The sequence below is a fragment of the Limimaricola cinnabarinus LL-001 genome (genome assembly GCF_000466965.1).
Classification (GTDB): Bacteria; Pseudomonadota; Alphaproteobacteria; order Rhodobacterales; family Rhodobacteraceae; genus Limimaricola; species Limimaricola cinnabarinus.
In genome coordinates, this window is sequence record NZ_BATB01000018.1 from 37,154 (window position 1) to 51,686 (window position 14,533).

Below are 14,533 nucleotides of genomic sequence, written 5' to 3' on the forward strand. Positions count from 1 at the left end.
AGGAGAGCCGGATCATTCCCAAGAGGTGACACGATGTCCGAGATGCGCGACGCGGCGATGCAGAGCAAGGCCTGGCCCTTCGAAGAGGCGCGCGCGCTGCTCAAACGTCTTGGCGGCAAGGACCCCGAGAAGGGCCACGTGCTGTTCGAAACCGGCTACGGGCCGTCGGGCCTGCCGCATATCGGCACCTTCGGCGAGGTGCTGCGCACCACGATGATCCGCCGTGCCTTCGAGGTGATCTCGGACATCCCGACGCGGCTCGTCTGCTTCTCGGACGATCTCGACGGCATGCGCAAGGTGCCCGAAAACGTGCCGCAGCAGGAGATGATGCACGAGAACCTGCAGCGGCCGCTGACGAGCGTTCCCGATCCCTTCGGCACGCATGATAGTTTCGGCGGGCACAACAATGCCATGCTGCGCCGGTTTCTCGACACCTTCGGCTTTGATTACGAGTTCGTCTCGGCGACCGAGTTCTACCGGGCGGGCAAGTTCGACGACACGCTCAAGCTCGCCACCGAGCGCTATGACGACATCATGGCGATCATGCTGAAGAGCTTGCGCGACGAGCGGCGCGAGACCTATTCGTGCTTCCTGCCGATCCACCCCGAGACGGGCCGCGTGCTTTATGTGCCGATGAAGCATGTCGATGCGAAAGAGCACACCGTCACCTTCGACGACGAGGAGGGGCGCGAATGGACGCTGCCGGTGACGGGCGGCAACGTGAAGCTGCAGTGGAAGCCCGATTTCGGTGCGCGCTGGGCCGCGCTCGGCGTCGATTTCGAGATGTATGGCAAGGACCATTCGACCAACACGCCGATCTACGACGGCATCTGCAAGGTGCTGGGCGGTCGCGCGCCGCATCACTTCACCTATGAGCTGTTCCTCGACGATCAGGGCCAGAAGATCTCCAAGTCCAAGGGCAACGGCCTCACGATGGACGAGTGGCTGAGCTATGCCTCGACCGACAGCCTGAGCTACTTCATGTATCTCAAGCCCAAGACCGCAAAGCGGATGCATTTCGACGTCATCCCCAAGATGGTGGATGAATACCACCAGCAGTTGCGCGCCTATCCCGGTCAGGATCTCAAGGCGCAGCTTGCCAACCCGGTCTATCACATCCATCAGGGCGACGTGCCTGCCTCGGACATGGTGGTGCCGTTCCAGATGCTTCTGAATCTGGTCTCGGTGTCTGGCGCCGAAGACAAGGACACGCTGTGGGGCTTCATCCGCCGCTACGCGCCAGAGGCCAGCCCCGAGACGCATCCCGGCCTCGACGACGCGGCGGGCTTCGCGATCCGCTACTACGAGGATCGGGTGAAGCCGGGCAAGACCTACCGCGCCCCCACCGAGGAGGAGCGCGCGGCGCTCGAGGACTTGCGCGCGCGGCTTGCCGCATGGGCGGGCGGAGCGGATGCCGACGGGCTGCAATCGGTGGTCTTCGCAGTTGCCCGCGAGCGCAAGTTCGATCCGATGCGCGACTGGTTCAAGGCGCTCTACGAGGTGCTGCTCGGTGCCTCCGAAGGCCCGCGCTTCGGCGGGTTCATCGCGCTCTACGGCGTCGAGAACACGGTGGCCCTGATCGACCGGGCACTGGCGGGCGATCTGGTCGCCTGAACCGGCTCTCCACAACGTGATGGCGGGAAAGAGGCGTCTTTCCCGCCGGTTGCACCCCAAGCGCCGATCCCGCGAGAGCGCGGGTGAAACCGAACGGGCCGCGATGCCGTAGCTTCCCGGAGAGACCGAGGAGGACGGATCATGCGTATCGCATTCACGGCCCTGTTGCTGTCGGCCGCGCTGTCGGGGGGCGCCGGGGCGCAGGAGAGGGAAGGCCCCGCCATCGCGGCGGTGATCGACGATCAACTTGCGGATTTCATCGCGCGCGATCTCGACGGGGCCTTCGATCATGCCAGCCGGACGATCCGGCGCATGTTCGGCAACGCCGCGAGCTTTGGCGCCATGGTCGAACAGGGCTACCCGATGGTCTGGGACAATTCCGGCGCGCGCTATCTCGATCTGCGCGAACAGGGCGATGTCTGGTGGCAGCGGGTGATGCTGCGCGACGCGCGTGGCGTGCCGCATGTCCTTGAATACAAGATGATCGAGACGCCGCAGGGCTGGCGCATCGACGGCGTGTCGCTCGTCGCGGGGCCGCAGGTCGGCGTCTGAGGCCCTGCGCGGGACCTGATGCGAGGTCTCGTCGGGGGGCGTTGCGCGCGGCCCTGCCTTGCGCACGCTGCAATGGCCGATTCTTCATGCCCGCCCGCTATTGATGTCGCCAGTCCGGAGCCATGGCCCGGACAAGGACCGGGCGGGCCGGGGCGGTGACGGGCGGGGGGGCCGCGTCGCCCCCGGTCCGCCCCACAGCGACAGGGGCCCATGCCATGCCGATCACCGAAAGCTTGATGCCGACATCGTTTTCCGCAGGTCTCGATGTCTGGTCGAGCGGCGACGGAACACCCGGCTCCGACACCTATGCGCAATCGGGCAGCGGCGTCTTCGTGCCCGCCGATCAGGATTTCGGCGGCGCGCTCGAAATCCTCAAGACCGCCTCGGTGCAAAAGCTGCGCTACATGGGCGAGACGCCGGTGCGGCCCGGCCTCTACATCCGCGTCACCGCGAGGGTGAAGGCGGTGTCGGGGCCGCTTCCGGGGGTGCGGATCGCGGCCTGGGCCGGGCGCGAGACGGGCGCGCATCTGGGCGGGGTGGACGAAACCGCGCCCGTCACCGAGCTTACCGCTTATGGCGATGTGGTCGAGGTCCGCGCCATCATCGGGCCGGGGCTGCGCGACGGGGTCGATCTGGTGTGGCCGGGGGCGGGCTACGGCCATGTCGGGATCGATCTCACCGGCCCCTCGGGCGGGGTGGTGCGCGTCGACGACATCGCGGTCGAGGAAGTCACGCATCTTTTCGCGGCCGATTTCGCGGGCGTGGTCGATGTGCGCGATTACGGCGCGCGCGGCGACGGCACCGGCAATGATGCCGCCGCCTTCGAGGCCGCCGACGCGGCGGCGGAGGGGCGCATGGTTCTGGTGCCGGAGGGGCGCTTTCGCATCACCAGCGACGTCACCTTCCGCAGCCATGTACGCTTTGTCGGCACCGTCGCGCCGGTGGGCGGGACCAAGCTGATCCTGCAGCGCGATTTCCGCTTTGGCGCCTATCTCGACGCGCTCGGCAACGAGGAGCTGGCCTTCACCAAGGCGTTTCAAGCACTCTTGAGTTTTTCGGACCACGAGTCGCTCGATCTCGAGGGGCGGCGCATCGGCCTCACGAAACCCTTCGACATGGCCGCCGCCGTGCCCGACCGCGAGACCTTCGCCACCCGCCGCGTGGTGCGCAACGGTCAGTTCCAGCCCATCGACGGCGCGGCTTGGACGCCCGCGAAGGTGACGTCGAACGCCAGCTATGCCGCCGCCACGCCCTACCGGCTCGACAATGTGAGCAATGCGGGTTCGATCGCGCCGGGCAGCCTCGTGACCGGAAACGGGGTCGGGCGCGAAGTCTATGTCAAATCGGTCGATGTCGCCAACCGCCGGGTCGTTCTGAGCCAGCCGCTCTATGACGCCGAAGGGGTCCAGCCCTTCACCTTTACCCGGTTTCGCTACCTGATCGACTTCTCGGGGTTCAGGGATCTGAGCCAGTTCGTCTTCGACGACATCGAATTCCAGTGCAACGGCATCGCCTCGGGGATCATCCTGCCGCCCGCCGGTCTCGCCTTTCATTTGCGCGACTGCTTCGTGACCAAGCCGCGGGACCGCGGCCTGACCTCGCATGGCGGCGGCTGTCAGGGGATGATGATCGACCGCTGCCAGTTCCTGTCGAACGAGCAGGGCCTGCCGGTGGAGCAGCGGAAAACCCTGTGCTTCAACGCCAACGCCAACGACGTGAAGATCCGCGACAGCCGGATCGTGCTGTTCGAGCATTTCTGCGTGCTGGCGGGCACCGGCAACCTGATCTCGAACAACCACTGGTTCCATGGCGATTCGGAATCCGACGGGGTGCGCAAGGGCGGCATCATCCTGACCCGACCCAACCCGGCCTCGCTGATCGTCGGCAACTACATCGACAACAATTTCATCGAATGGAGCAACGAGCACGACGAGAGCCCCGCGCGCGGCGCGCAGTTCAGCTTCGGCGGCCTCACCATCACCGGCAACATCTTCATCTGCACCGATGCGGCGCGCTGGTTCAACTGGCTGGTGATCAAGCCGCGCGGGCCGGGCCACTACATCCACGGGCTGCACGTGACCGGCAACGTGTTCCGGACCTTCAACGGCAACATCGACCGGGTCGAGCATGTCGACACCAGCTTTGCCGACCTCGATTACGGGCGGATGCGCGACATCACCTTCGAATCCAACGCCTTTCATGGCATCAACGCCCCGGCGCGCAATCCCGCGAGCCTGAGCCATGCCGAGAATTCGGCAACCCGGATCTGGGTCGTCGGCACCGCGCCGCATCTGCCGTTCGAGGGGCGCGCGCGGGTGGTGGAGGCGGCGCTTCCCGAAGGCAAGGTCGAGGACGCGTCAGGGAATGCGGTCTATGCGAACCCGTGGATCGACCCCGAGCATGGCGGCGACAGGCGCAGCTTCCGCATCATCTGGGACCGGCCGGTTTCGGGACGGATGCGCTGCCGCGTGCGCATGGATCAGCCTGCATGACGCAGAGCGGCGCGGAACCCGAAAGGGGGTTCGCGCGTCCATGCAGGTAGCCCTCCCACCCCGGGCCCCCTCCTGTGGAGACGATGATGAACTCGATCGCGACACCGGCCGAACTCGTTCGAACATCCGTGACATTCTGGACCCTGATGGCCGAAACCCAAGCGGTAATGGCCTACCGCATCATGGGCATGGCGGGCCTGTGGGCCGTCACCGGCACCGAAAATACCCGCATGGTCGACGAGAAGGGCCCGGCCTTCGCCGAGGCGATGGTCGCGGGCAACCGGGCCATGATGTCGGGCAAGCGCCCCGATCAGGTCGCGATGGCCACGATGCTGCCGCTGCAGCGCCGCACCGCCTTGAACAACAAGCGTCTGGCGAAGCGTGGCCCAAATTTCCTGAAGATGGGCGGCTGACGCTGGTTTCCGCCGGGACGGCGTCCGCGCCGGAACGCGGCGCCGCATCCGGGGGTTGTGGCGGCACACTCACCCCTGGAAAGGTCCAAGCGATGGACAACCGCTATATCACCATGCCGCTCCAGATGTGGCAGGCAGGCTTCAAGATGTGGAGCGCCGCGTTCGACATGCAGATGTCGGCAATGAACGCGCTTCTCCCCAAGGCCCGCGAAATGGCCGAAGAGGGCGCCGATCTCGCCAATGAGGCAGGCGACGCGGCGATGGTCGGCAACGACTTTGCCCGCAAGGCGGCGCAGAGTATCGCCAATTCCGGTGCCCGGGACAAGGCGATGCCGGTCTGATCCGATCGGGCCGTGCGAACGCATCGGCGTCGTGGCGCAAGCTGCGGCGCCGGTTTCGTTTGCCTGAGGGAAGAAAGTTGGTGGAGTCGAGGGGGATCGAACCCCTGACCTCGTCATTGCGAACGACGCGCTCTCCCAACTGAGCTACGACCCCACTGCGCGCGTATCTGGCCTTTCGTCGCGCATGTGTCAAGCGGTGGGGCGGGGATTTTCGAGATCGGCGCGCGACAGGGCGAAAGCCCGGCCGAACCCGCCGACCAGAAACCCGCCCTGCACCTTCAGCCGCAGCAGCCGGAAATCGGTGAAATCGTAATAGAGCGCTGCCTGCGGATGCCATGCGATCCACGCCGCGCGATGCGCCGCCTTGTCGGCCGCCTCGGCCCGAAGCTCCAGCGACAGCCGCGCGGCGGCGAGCGGATCGCCGGGGCCCGGCTCACCGATCAGCAGGGCGCAGCGGGGGTCGGTAGCGAGAGCCCGCGTGTGCCGCGACAGATCCGACACCAGCATGAGCAGGTCCGCGCCATCGGGCAAGAGCGCCACCCGGCTCAGCCTCGGCGGCCCGTCACCCTGCACGCCGAGCACGCCGTGGCGCGCCTGCGCCAAGAGCCGCGCCGCCTGCTTGCGGGCGCCGTCATCGGTGGGTCGGATCGGATCGTTCATGGTACCAGCCTGTCGCGGCGCGGCGGCGCAGGCAAGATCAGAAGCGCCACCAGCTTTCGAGCGTCAGCCCGCCGCCGCGGTCGCCGGTCATCGCGCGGGTGAGGCCGAGCCGCAGGTCGAACGTCTCGGTCGTGTGCCATATGACCGATGCGCCGAGCTTGGCGTAAAGGTCGCCAGACAGCCCGTAGCCTGCCTGCCCCTGAAACAGGCCGGTCCAGAGCGGGGTGATCTTGTGGCCCCACGTGGCTTCGATCTTGGCCTGATGCGACAGCCGGGTCACGCCGAGCTGCCCTTGGGCGTCGAGCGCCAGCCAGCCGCTTTCGAGCCCGCGTCCCCAATGCAGCCCGAGCCGCGTCGTCGCCTCGTGGGTGCCGTCGGGCAGCAGCGTCGCGCCGAGCCCGGTCGACACCGCCCAGACATCGTCGCCATCGCCCGGGCGCCAAGGCAGGCGCAGCCATGCAAAGAGACTTCCGGCGGTGCCCGCATCTGCGGTGTAGCCGTCGATGCCCAGGGTGAGCCGCGCGGTCAGGCCGTGTTCGGCATAGAACATCGGGTCGTAATGCACAGGCCGCATCGCACCGCCGAAGAGCGCCACGTTGCCGCCGAAGGACAGGAATGTCTCGCCCTCGTCGCGCGGCCATGCCCCCGCCCAGACCGGTCCCGCGCCCAAGGCGAGCCGCAGGCAGAGCAACAGGACGAGGATGCGCGACATCGGCCCTTCCCCCGAACAGCCATTCCCAAGGCTGAGGGTGGGCAGTTAACGGCGGGTTAACGACCGCAGCCGCCACAGATAGGCGGCATAGGCGGGGATCTCGCGTAGAGCGAGGCGCAGCTGCGCCGCCCGACGTGCGCCGCCCTGCGGGGCGCTGCCGCGCGCCTCGAGCCCGTGCCTGCGCGCCACCAGCAGGGCGCGGGGCAGGTGGGGCGCGTCGGTCACCACCACGACCCGGTCCGTGCCGAGCCGGGCAAGGATCGGCAGGGCGAGACGGATGTTTTCGAGCGTGTCGCGCGAGGCGGTCTCGGGGTGGATCGCCTCGTCCGGCACGCCCGCCTCGACGAGCAGTCGGCGCATCGCCTCGCCCTCGCTCGGCGGATGCCGCCCCAGCCCGCCGCAGGGCACGAGATGCGACACCTCGCCCATGTGCCATAGCGCAGCGCCCTGCAGCGTGCGCCGCCACAGCGTCGGCGAAGGTCCGCCCTCCCAGACGGCGGCACCGAGGATCAGCGCGGCGGTGGTTTCATCGGAGGTCTTAGTTGTCGTCGGGTCGGTCATCGGGGACGGTCCTGTTCCTGCGGGCCAGCTAGCGGCGCCATGATCCCGCCCGGCAGACCGGGCCTTTCCCACGCGCGTTGCCGCGCTAGGCTTGGCGCAACAATTGGAGACGGATGATGGCAGAACTTCTGCAAGGCATCGGCATCGCGGCGTTGGTCATACTGGCGCTTGTGGGCCTCGCCGTGGGCTGGTTCGCAAGCCTGCTTTCGGGCGGGCGCAGGCGGGCGCTCTACATGATCGTCGGCGCATTGGCAGCGATGGCCACGCCTTTCGTTCTGGCCGCGCTGGGCGTGACCGTTCTGGCCGCCGGGGGGCTGCTGCTGGTCATCCTCGTGGCGTTGATCGGCGCGGCGCTGGTGCTGGCGCTGGTGCGCGCGATCGCCAAATAGGCTCACGCGCCACCTAGCGGGGCTTGCGGTTCTTCTTGCGATCCACGTTGCCGCCGCGCTGACCGGGCTTGCCGGCGGTGGAGCGTCCAGACGACTTCACCGCCGCCTCCGAGGCCCGCTCGACCGCCTGCTGGCGCGCCATGGGATCGTCCGACACCATCAGATCCACCGCCTCCAGCCGCTTCACCTCGTCGCGCAGGCGCGCCGCCTCCTCGAATTCGAGGTTTTCGGCGGCCTTGCGCATGTCGGTCTTGAGACCGTCGAGCACCGCTTGCAGGTTCGCCCCCGCCATCGGCTTGTCGACCTTGGCGGTGACCCGGTTCATGTCGACGTCGCCCTTGTAGAGACCGGCGAGGATGTCATCGACGTTCTTCTTCACGGTCTCGGGCGTGATGCCGTGTTCGATGTTGTAGGCGATCTGCTTCTCGCGGCGCCGCTCGGTCTCGGCCATGGCGCGCTCCATGGAGCCGGTGATCCGGTCGGCATACATGATGACCCGGCCGTCGACGTTGCGCGCCGCTCGGCCGATCGTCTGCACGAGCGAGGTTTCGGAGCGCAGGAAGCCCTCCTTGTCGGCGTCGAGGATCGCCACCAGCCCGCATTCGGGGATGTCGAGCCCCTCGCGCAGCAGGTTGATCCCGATCAGCACGTCGAAGGCCCCGAGCCGCAGGTCGCGCAGGATCTCGATCCGCTCTATCGTGTCGATGTCGGAATGCATGTAGCGCACCTTGATGCCCTGCTCGTGCAGGTATTCGGTCAGGTCCTCGGCCATGCGCTTGGTCAACGTGGTGCACAGCGTGCGGTAGCCCTTGGCCGTGACGCGCCGGATCTCGTCCAGAAGGTCGTCCACCTGCGTCTTCACCGGCCGGATCTCGATCTGCGGGTCGAGCAGGCCGGTGGGGCGGATCACCTGTTCGGTGAAGACGCCGCCCGCCTGATCGAGCTCCCAAGCCGAAGGCGTGGCCGACACGAAGATCGACTGCGGCCGCATCGCGTCCCATTCCTCGAACTTGAGGGGGCGGTTGTCCATGCAGGACGGCAGGCGGAAGCCGTGCTCGGCCAGCGTCATCTTGCGCCGGAAGTCACCCTTGTACATGCCGCCGATCTGCGGGACCGAGACGTGGCTTTCGTCGGCGAAGACGATGGCGTTGTCGGGGATGAACTCGAACAGGGTGGGCGGTGGCTCGCCCGGCGCGCGCCCCGTGAGATAGCGCGAGTAGTTCTCGATGCCGTTGCACACGCCGGTGGCCTCCAGCATTTCGAGATCGAAATGCGTGCGCTGCTCCAACCGCTGGGCTTCCAGCAGCTTGCCCTCGCCCTGAAGCTGCTCGAGCCGGATGCGCAGCTCTTCCTTGATGCCCTTCACCGCCTGATTCATCGTCGGGCGCGGGGTGACGTAGTGGCTGTTGGCATAGATGCGGATGCGGTCGAACTCGTCGGTTTTCGACCCGGTGAGAGGGTCGAACTCGGTGATGCACTCCAACTCGTCGCCAAAGAAGGACAGCCGCCACGCTCGATCCTCGAGGTGGGCGGGCCAGACCTCGAGGCTGTCGCCTCGCACCCGGAACGAGCCGCGCGCGAAGGCCGCGTCGTTGCGCCGGTACTGCTGCGCCACGAGATCGGCCATCACGGCACGCTGCTCGTAAGTCTTGCCCTTGTGCAGGTCGACCGTCATCGCGCCATAGGTTTCGACGCTCCCGATGCCGTAGATGCACGAGACCGAGGCCACGATGATCACGTCGTCGCGCTCGAGAAGCGCGCGGGTGGCCGAGTGGCGCATCCGGTCGATCTGTTCGTTGATCTGGCTTTCCTTCTCGATGAAGGTGTCCGATCGCGGCACGTAGGCTTCGGGCTGATAGTAGTCGTAATACGAGACGAAATATTCGACCGCGTTGTCGGGGAAGAACCCCTTGAATTCGCCATAGAGCTGCGCCGCGAGGGTCTTGTTGGGCGCAAGGATGATCGCCGGGCGCTGCGTCTCCTCGATCACGCGGGCCATGGTGAAGGTCTTGCCGGTGCCGGTGGCGCCCAGAAGCACCTGATCGCGCTCGCCCGAACTGATGCCGCCCGCAAGCTCGACGATGGCGGTGGGCTGGTCGCCCGCCGCCGAGAAGTCGGTCTGCATGCGGAACCGCTTGCCGCCTTCAAGCTTGTCGCGCGCCTTCACATCCGGCGCGGGGGCGTGCAGCATCGGCATCTGCTGGGGCGAGTTGTTGTGCATCGGCGGACTCCTCGGGACCGAACCAATCTGGCCTCTTTTCGTTCCTGTGCAAGAGGGGTGCGGCGTCTTTGCCGCCTTGCATGGCGACGCCGTTTTGCCGATAACGCCGAGCAGATGAGAAGGGACCATCAGATGCGCGCACGGATCTACCGACCCGCCCGGACAGCCACCCAGTCCGGCACCGCCAAGACCGAGGCCTGGATCCTCGAATTCGCGCCGGCCTCCAAGCGCGAGATCGACCCGCTGATGGGTTGGACCAGCTCGACCGACACCCAAAGCCAGGTGCGGATGTATTTCGACAGCCGCGAGGCGGCGCTGGCCTATGCCGAAAAACACGGGCTCGACGCGATCGTGCAGGAGCCGCATGTGCGCAAGCACAACATCCGCCCCGGCGGCTATGGCGAGAACTTCTCGACCACCCGGCGCGGGGCGTGGACGCACTGATTTGTAAATTCGACTCAAGTTGAGGCGGTTTCGCGGTCGAGATCCGGCGAAGAGGTCGTTAGACGCAATGTCGAGTGTCCGATCGGATCGGATGCCATGGACTTCTAGCAAGGGCGGCCTGACGGCCGCCCGTTTCGTTTCAAGGATCAGCCATGACCATCACCCACCTCGTCACCCATTCGGGCGGCTTTCACGCCGATGAACTCCTGTCCTCGGTCATCCTGACCCGTCTGTTCGCTGATGCCGAACTGGTGCGCAGCCGTGACAAGGCCTGGATCACCCCCGGCGAGGGGCGGATCATCTACGACGTGGGCGGTCAGTACGACGCCGAGGCGCGGATCTTCGATCACCACCAGAAGCCCAACCCGCTGCGCGAGGACGGCCAGCCCTACAGCTCCTTTGGCCTGATCTGGGCACAATACGGGCGCGACTACCTGCGCGCACTCGATGTCCCCGAGCATGATGCCGAGAAGATCCACGCCTCGTTTGACCGGGGTTTCGTGCTGCCCGTCGATCTGATCGACAACGGCGCGGTGGACGCCTCCGCCGCGGGGCCGCTGTTCTCGGGACTGACGCTGCCGGCGCTGCTTGAAAGCCTGAAACCCGCCTTTGACGACCGCGAAGAGGGGGCCGACGACCGCGCCTTCGCCGCCGCCGTGCCGGTCGCGCGGGCCTTCGTCGAAGCCCGTATCCGCCGCTCGGCTGCAAAATACCGCGCCGAGGCGATGGTGCTGGCCGCGATCAAGGCGGCAGGTGAGGGACGCATTCTGGAGCTGCCTATGGGTATGCCCTTCCGCGCCGGGGTCGAGGCGGCGGGTGCCGATCACTTGCTTTTCGTGGTTCACCCGCGCGGCAGCGACTGGGCCCTGACCACGATCCGCACCGGCGACGACACCTTCGCGACCCGCGCCGACCTGCCTGCCGCTTGGGCTGGGCTGACCGATGAGGCGCTGGAAGCCGCATCGGGTGTGCCGGGCGCGAAGTTCTGCCACAATGGCCGTTTCATCGCCGTGGCCAACAGCCGCGATGCGATCGTGGCGATGGCGGAACTGGCGGTGGCTGAGGTTTCGAAAGCCAACGCGGCGCCATAGTGGCGCGGACGGGGCTGCAACTGGGGTTTGGCCAAGAAGGTCGGTAAGCGGCCGCTCGCTGCGCGCAACACGAACGGCCGCTTCGGCGCCAGATCAGGCTTGTTTCCGGTCTACCTCAAACGTCTCTGTGTGCTTGTTTCATCGGGGCGGCTCTTTATTCTGCGCGCAGGTGCAACAGATAAGAGACTGGCATGCGGATCTTCTTTACGGGCGGCTCCGGCAAGGCCGGGCGTCACGTCATCCCCTACCTGCTCGAGCGCGGGCATCGGGTGGTCAACGCCGACCGCGTGCCGCTCGACTTGCCTGATGTCGATAATTTGCGCGTCGAGCTGACCGATAGCGGGCAGGTGTTCAACGCTCTGAGCGCGCTGGCCGGGCTCGACGAACTCGAACTCGCAACGGTGCCGCGCTACGATGCTATCGTGCATTTCGCTGCCCTGCCGCGCATCCTGATCGAGCCGGACTGCGAGACCTACCGTCGGCGCTGCCCAAGCTCGACGCGCTGTTGAAGCAGGCCTATCTCTTCGCGCCGATTGTGGTGCTGATCTGGGCGCTCTTTCTCGGCTACTAGGTGATCCGCTGCGGCACGCTGGCGATGATCACCGCCGCCGTGGTGTTCTGGCTCACGCCGAACCGCATGGGGCCGAAGCAGCTCTTTCACGCACTCGACATCGGCGCGCGCATGGTGCTCCAGCTCGTCGCGGTCTGCGCGGCGTCCGGGATCATCGTCGGGGTCATCGCGCTGACCGGCATCGGCACGCGCTTCTCAGCGCTGCTCCTCGGAATCGCCGATCAATCGCAGCTTCTGGCGATGATGTTCTCGATGATTGTCGCGATCATCCTCGGCATGGGCATGCCCACCACCGCCGCCTACGCGGTGGCGGCCTCGGTCATTGCGCCGGGCCTCATCAACCTCGGGGTGGAGCCGCTGACCGCGCATTTCTTCATCTTCTACTTCGCGGTGATGTCGGCGATCACGCCGCCGGTGGCGCTCGCCGCCTATGCCGGCGCGGCGCTTGCACAGTCGGACCCGATGAAGACCAGCGTCGAGAGCTTCCGCATTGGCCTCGCGGCTTTCGTGGTGCCCTACATGTTCTTCTTCTCGGACGCTCTGCTGATGCAGGGCGGTTGGCTCGACACCATCCATGTGACGATCTCGGCGCTGTTCGGCATCTACCTGCTGTCGTCCGGGATCATCGGCTGGTTCTTCGGCCGGATCGGCTGGATAGCACGGGCACTGCTGACCTGCGGGGCGCTCGGAATGCTCGATGCCGGGCTGGTCACCGATCTCATCGGGCTGAGCATTGGTGGCGGGCTGTTCCTGTTCCAGCGCAACGTGCTGAAGCTCACGGACCTCGCCCACGGCAAGGGTTGAAGACCTCGGCGTCGGCTGGTTCGGTCCTGCCGGCGCCTCTGGTTGTTCTGAATGGGTCCCTGGGGGTTGCGCGGCCCGATGCCGCAAGGCGTGGAGGTCCGCTTTGCGAATGCCGCTCCGCGGCATTTGCGATCAGCCGAAGGTCAGCTTCTCTAATTGGGCGTGTGGGTCAAGCTCCTCTTCCTTGCATCCTGGGATCGATGTCGCTTCTCTAATTGGGCGTGTGGGTCAAGCTCCTCTTCCTTGCATCCTGGGATCGATGTCGCTCATCCGGGTCACGCTTCTCTTCGCAGTCTGGTCGCTCGAGCGCCGCTGCAAGCATTCGTCGGATCGGCAGTGGAGAGCCTTGCTTTGAGACGCGCTTTGTTGGCGCAGCAGACATTTTCGGCTTCATCCACGAACCTCGTCCGGTGAGGACGATCCCGTCGGTCCATCGAGAGGGTGTCAGATCATGTTGCAGCCTCCTCGACGGTCGGACGGAACTGGGTCCCATCGATCCAGAGGCGATGGAGGATGACCGCAAGCTTGCGAGCCACGGCGACGACAGCGCGGCGCCGGCCCTTGGTGCGCATCAGGCGCATGCCCCATGACTTGATCCGGGAACCGGCCATGGTCCGCATGAGGAGCGCATTGGCGGCCGCATAGAGCGTCGATCGGACGTCGCGATCACCAGCCTTCGAGATGCGGCCCGGGTTGTCTGTTTCTCCGGACTGATATCGCCTCGGCGTCAATCCGAAGTGTGCGGCAACGGTCCGCGACTTCCTGAACCGTGCCGGATCGTCGACCGCCGCCTTGAACGTCAGAGCCGCGATCGGCCCGACCCCGGGCACCGTCATCATTCGCAGGCAGACCTCGTCGCGGCTCGCCGCCCGCTTCACCCGGCGGTCCAGTTCAAGGAACTGGTCGTAGAGCGCCCGGCGGGCGTCGAGCAAAGGCAGCATCGCATGGGCCAGGACCTCGTCCATCTCCACCAGGCCGCGTGCGACCTCGTCGAAGCGCCCGTGGCTGACGCTGGACGGCAGGCGGATGCCGAAGATCTTCAGCAGCCCCCGGACCTCGTTTGCAAGGTCGATGGTCTTGGAGAGCAACGCGCGCCGCGTGCTCAGGAGGGCGCGGACACCGTGCGACTCCCGGCTCTTCATATGGACCGGGCTGAACCAGCCGGTCCGCAGGACCTGGGCGATGCCTCGCGCGTCGTTGCGATCCGTCTTGTTGCGCATGGCCGAGAGGGCCGCATTGACCTGCCGCGCTTCCATGCAGACAACATCGAAACCCCGGTCCCGAAGTCCGAAGTAGAGGTGCTGGCTCATCGTCCCCGCTTCGAAACCGACCCTGGCCACCGGATTGGGGAAATCCGCCAAGGCGCCGGCAATCGCTTCAATTTCACAGGGCAGCTCACGCTCGAGGCGGACCGATCCCTTCTCGTCGACGATGCACAGCGCGCAGCTGCGCAGCGACACGTCCAGTCCAGCATAGTAATCCATCAGTCACTCCCTTCATTCGGATCTTTCGATCCTAACGGGAGCTCAACCTCGCCGGTGAGGCAGCCCAATTACCGATGCTCTGGGCCGAATGCCAGTCAGTCTTTCGGAAAATTTGGGAAACCGGGCCAAGTCTAGCTGCCAGTTCTGTTTGGTAGACATTCAACGGAGCTATGGCTGAAAATGG

15 protein-coding genes and 1 tRNA gene are annotated in these 14,533 nt (G+C 66.2%); 10 read left to right on the forward strand and 6 right to left on the reverse strand.

Annotation, left to right across the window (positions count from 1 at the left end):
* The first annotated feature begins 33 nt into the window (after nt 1–33).
* From MBELCI_RS08395 to MBELCI_RS08415, 5 genes are all read left to right on the forward strand, one after another.
* Nucleotides 34–1,614: a lysine--tRNA ligase gene (locus MBELCI_RS08395; RefSeq protein WP_045319883.1), complete on the forward strand. Its 1,581-nt coding sequence runs from the start codon at nt 34–36 to the stop codon at nt 1,612–1,614.
* 141 nt (nt 1,615–1,755) lie between these two features.
* Nucleotides 1,756–2,166 carry a DUF4864 domain-containing protein gene (locus MBELCI_RS08400; protein ID WP_021693766.1) on the forward strand — a complete coding sequence of 137 codons (411 nt, stop codon included), beginning with the start codon at nt 1,756–1,758 and terminating at the stop codon, nt 2,164–2,166.
* Nucleotides 2,167–2,381: 215 nt separating this feature from the next.
* Nucleotides 2,382–4,658 carry a glycosyl hydrolase family 28-related protein gene (locus MBELCI_RS08405; protein ID WP_021693767.1) on the forward strand — a complete coding sequence of 759 codons (2,277 nt, stop codon included), beginning with the start codon at nt 2,382–2,384 and terminating at the stop codon, nt 4,656–4,658.
* 86 nt (nt 4,659–4,744) lie between these two features.
* Complete coding sequence (locus tag MBELCI_RS08410; RefSeq protein ID WP_045319884.1) at nt 4,745–5,071, forward strand: hypothetical protein; 327 nt, start codon at nt 4,745–4,747, stop codon at nt 5,069–5,071.
* A 92-nt stretch (nt 5,072–5,163) separates the two neighbouring features.
* On the forward strand, nt 5,164–5,412 hold the full coding sequence (locus MBELCI_RS08415; RefSeq protein ID WP_021693769.1) for a hypothetical protein: 249 nt from the start codon (nt 5,164–5,166) through the stop codon (nt 5,410–5,412).
* 78 nt (nt 5,413–5,490) lie between these two features.
* On the opposite strand, the gene MBELCI_RS08420 is transcribed toward MBELCI_RS08415, so the two are convergent.
* From MBELCI_RS08420 to MBELCI_RS08435, 4 genes are all read right to left on the reverse strand, one after another.
* Nucleotides 5,491–5,566 (reverse strand) — tRNA-Ala (locus MBELCI_RS08420).
* Between the two features lie 35 nt (nt 5,567–5,601).
* Nucleotides 5,602–6,072 carry a pyridoxamine 5'-phosphate oxidase family protein gene (locus tag MBELCI_RS08425; RefSeq protein WP_021693770.1) on the reverse strand — a complete coding sequence of 157 codons (471 nt, stop codon included), beginning with the start codon at nt 6,070–6,072 and terminating at the stop codon, nt 5,602–5,604.
* Between the two features lie 37 nt (nt 6,073–6,109).
* On the reverse strand, nt 6,110–6,784 hold the full coding sequence (locus MBELCI_RS08430; RefSeq protein ID WP_021693771.1) for a hypothetical protein: 675 nt from the start codon (nt 6,782–6,784) through the stop codon (nt 6,110–6,112).
* Between the two features lie 45 nt (nt 6,785–6,829).
* A complete protein-coding gene (locus MBELCI_RS08435; RefSeq protein ID WP_021693772.1) occupies nt 6,830–7,345 on the reverse strand; it encodes a YdcF family protein in 516 nt (171 codons plus the stop codon).
* 116 nt (nt 7,346–7,461) lie between these two features.
* Between MBELCI_RS08435 and MBELCI_RS08440 the strand changes: the two genes are divergently transcribed.
* Entirely contained in the window at nt 7,462–7,734 is a 273-nt protein-coding gene (locus tag MBELCI_RS08440) for a hypothetical protein (RefSeq protein ID WP_045319887.1), read from the forward strand.
* Between the two features lie 13 nt (nt 7,735–7,747).
* Here MBELCI_RS08440 and uvrB read toward each other — a convergent pair whose 3' ends face one another.
* Complete coding sequence (gene uvrB, locus MBELCI_RS08445) at nt 7,748–9,955, reverse strand: excinuclease ABC subunit UvrB (RefSeq protein ID WP_021693774.1); 2,208 nt, start codon at nt 9,953–9,955, stop codon at nt 7,748–7,750.
* A gap of 132 nt (nt 9,956–10,087) precedes the next feature.
* Here uvrB and MBELCI_RS08450 point away from each other — a divergent pair, with 132 nt between their 5' ends.
* From MBELCI_RS08450 to MBELCI_RS08460, 4 genes are all read left to right on the forward strand, one after another.
* Nucleotides 10,088–10,399, forward strand: a complete 312-nt coding sequence (locus tag MBELCI_RS08450) for an ETC complex I subunit (protein ID WP_021693775.1) — start codon at nt 10,088–10,090, stop codon at nt 10,397–10,399.
* A gap of 152 nt (nt 10,400–10,551) precedes the next feature.
* The gene (locus MBELCI_RS08455) at nt 10,552–11,490 is read left to right on the forward strand and encodes an MYG1 family protein (RefSeq protein WP_021693776.1); all 939 of its coding nucleotides are present in this window, start codon (nt 10,552–10,554) and stop codon (nt 11,488–11,490) included.
* A gap of 191 nt (nt 11,491–11,681) precedes the next feature.
* Nucleotides 11,682–11,999, forward strand: coding sequence for an NAD-dependent epimerase/dehydratase family protein (locus MBELCI_RS20380; protein WP_021693777.1), 318 nt, complete (start codon nt 11,682–11,684; stop codon nt 11,997–11,999).
* Between the two features lie 62 nt (nt 12,000–12,061).
* The gene (locus MBELCI_RS08460) at nt 12,062–12,865 is read left to right on the forward strand and encodes a TRAP transporter large permease subunit (protein ID WP_021693778.1); all 804 of its coding nucleotides are present in this window, start codon (nt 12,062–12,064) and stop codon (nt 12,863–12,865) included.
* A gap of 449 nt (nt 12,866–13,314) precedes the next feature.
* Here the strand turns inward: MBELCI_RS08460 and MBELCI_RS08465 are convergent, their stop codons facing one another.
* Entirely contained in the window at nt 13,315–14,349 is a 1,035-nt protein-coding gene (locus tag MBELCI_RS08465; protein ID WP_021693779.1) for an IS110 family RNA-guided transposase, read from the reverse strand.
* Between the last annotated feature and the right edge of the window lie 184 nt (nt 14,350–14,533).

What these genes read in the sequence shown, in the direction of transcription:
- MBELCI_RS08395 (WP_045319883.1), top strand. Translation starts at nt 34, where the DNA reads ATGTCCGAGATGCGCGACGCGGCGATGCAGAGCAAGGCCTGGCCCTTC.
- MBELCI_RS08400 (WP_021693766.1), top strand. Translation starts at nt 1,756, where the DNA reads ATGCGTATCGCATTCACGGCCCTGTTGCTGTCGGCCGCGCTGTCGGGG.
- MBELCI_RS08405 (WP_021693767.1), top strand. Translation starts at nt 2,382, where the DNA reads ATGCCGATCACCGAAAGCTTGATGCCGACATCGTTTTCCGCAGGTCTC.
- MBELCI_RS08410 (WP_045319884.1), top strand. Translation starts at nt 4,745, where the DNA reads ATGAACTCGATCGCGACACCGGCCGAACTCGTTCGAACATCCGTGACA.
- MBELCI_RS08415 (WP_021693769.1), top strand. Translation starts at nt 5,164, where the DNA reads ATGGACAACCGCTATATCACCATGCCGCTCCAGATGTGGCAGGCAGGC.
- MBELCI_RS08425 (WP_021693770.1), bottom strand. Translation starts at nt 6,072, where the DNA reads ATGAACGATCCGATCCGACCCACCGATGACGGCGCCCGCAAGCAGGCG.
- MBELCI_RS08430 (WP_021693771.1), bottom strand. Translation starts at nt 6,784, where the DNA reads ATGTCGCGCATCCTCGTCCTGTTGCTCTGCCTGCGGCTCGCCTTGGGC.
- MBELCI_RS08435 (WP_021693772.1), bottom strand. Translation starts at nt 7,345, where the DNA reads ATGACCGACCCGACGACAACTAAGACCTCCGATGAAACCACCGCCGCG.
- MBELCI_RS08440 (WP_045319887.1), top strand. Translation starts at nt 7,462, where the DNA reads ATGGCAGAACTTCTGCAAGGCATCGGCATCGCGGCGTTGGTCATACTG.
- uvrB (WP_021693774.1), bottom strand. Translation starts at nt 9,955, where the DNA reads ATGCACAACAACTCGCCCCAGCAGATGCCGATGCTGCACGCCCCCGCG.
- MBELCI_RS08450 (WP_021693775.1), top strand. Translation starts at nt 10,088, where the DNA reads ATGCGCGCACGGATCTACCGACCCGCCCGGACAGCCACCCAGTCCGGC.
- MBELCI_RS08455 (WP_021693776.1), top strand. Translation starts at nt 10,552, where the DNA reads ATGACCATCACCCACCTCGTCACCCATTCGGGCGGCTTTCACGCCGAT.
- MBELCI_RS20380 (WP_021693777.1), top strand. Translation starts at nt 11,682, where the DNA reads ATGCGGATCTTCTTTACGGGCGGCTCCGGCAAGGCCGGGCGTCACGTC.
- MBELCI_RS08465 (WP_021693779.1), bottom strand. Translation starts at nt 14,349, where the DNA reads ATGGATTACTATGCTGGACTGGACGTGTCGCTGCGCAGCTGCGCGCTG.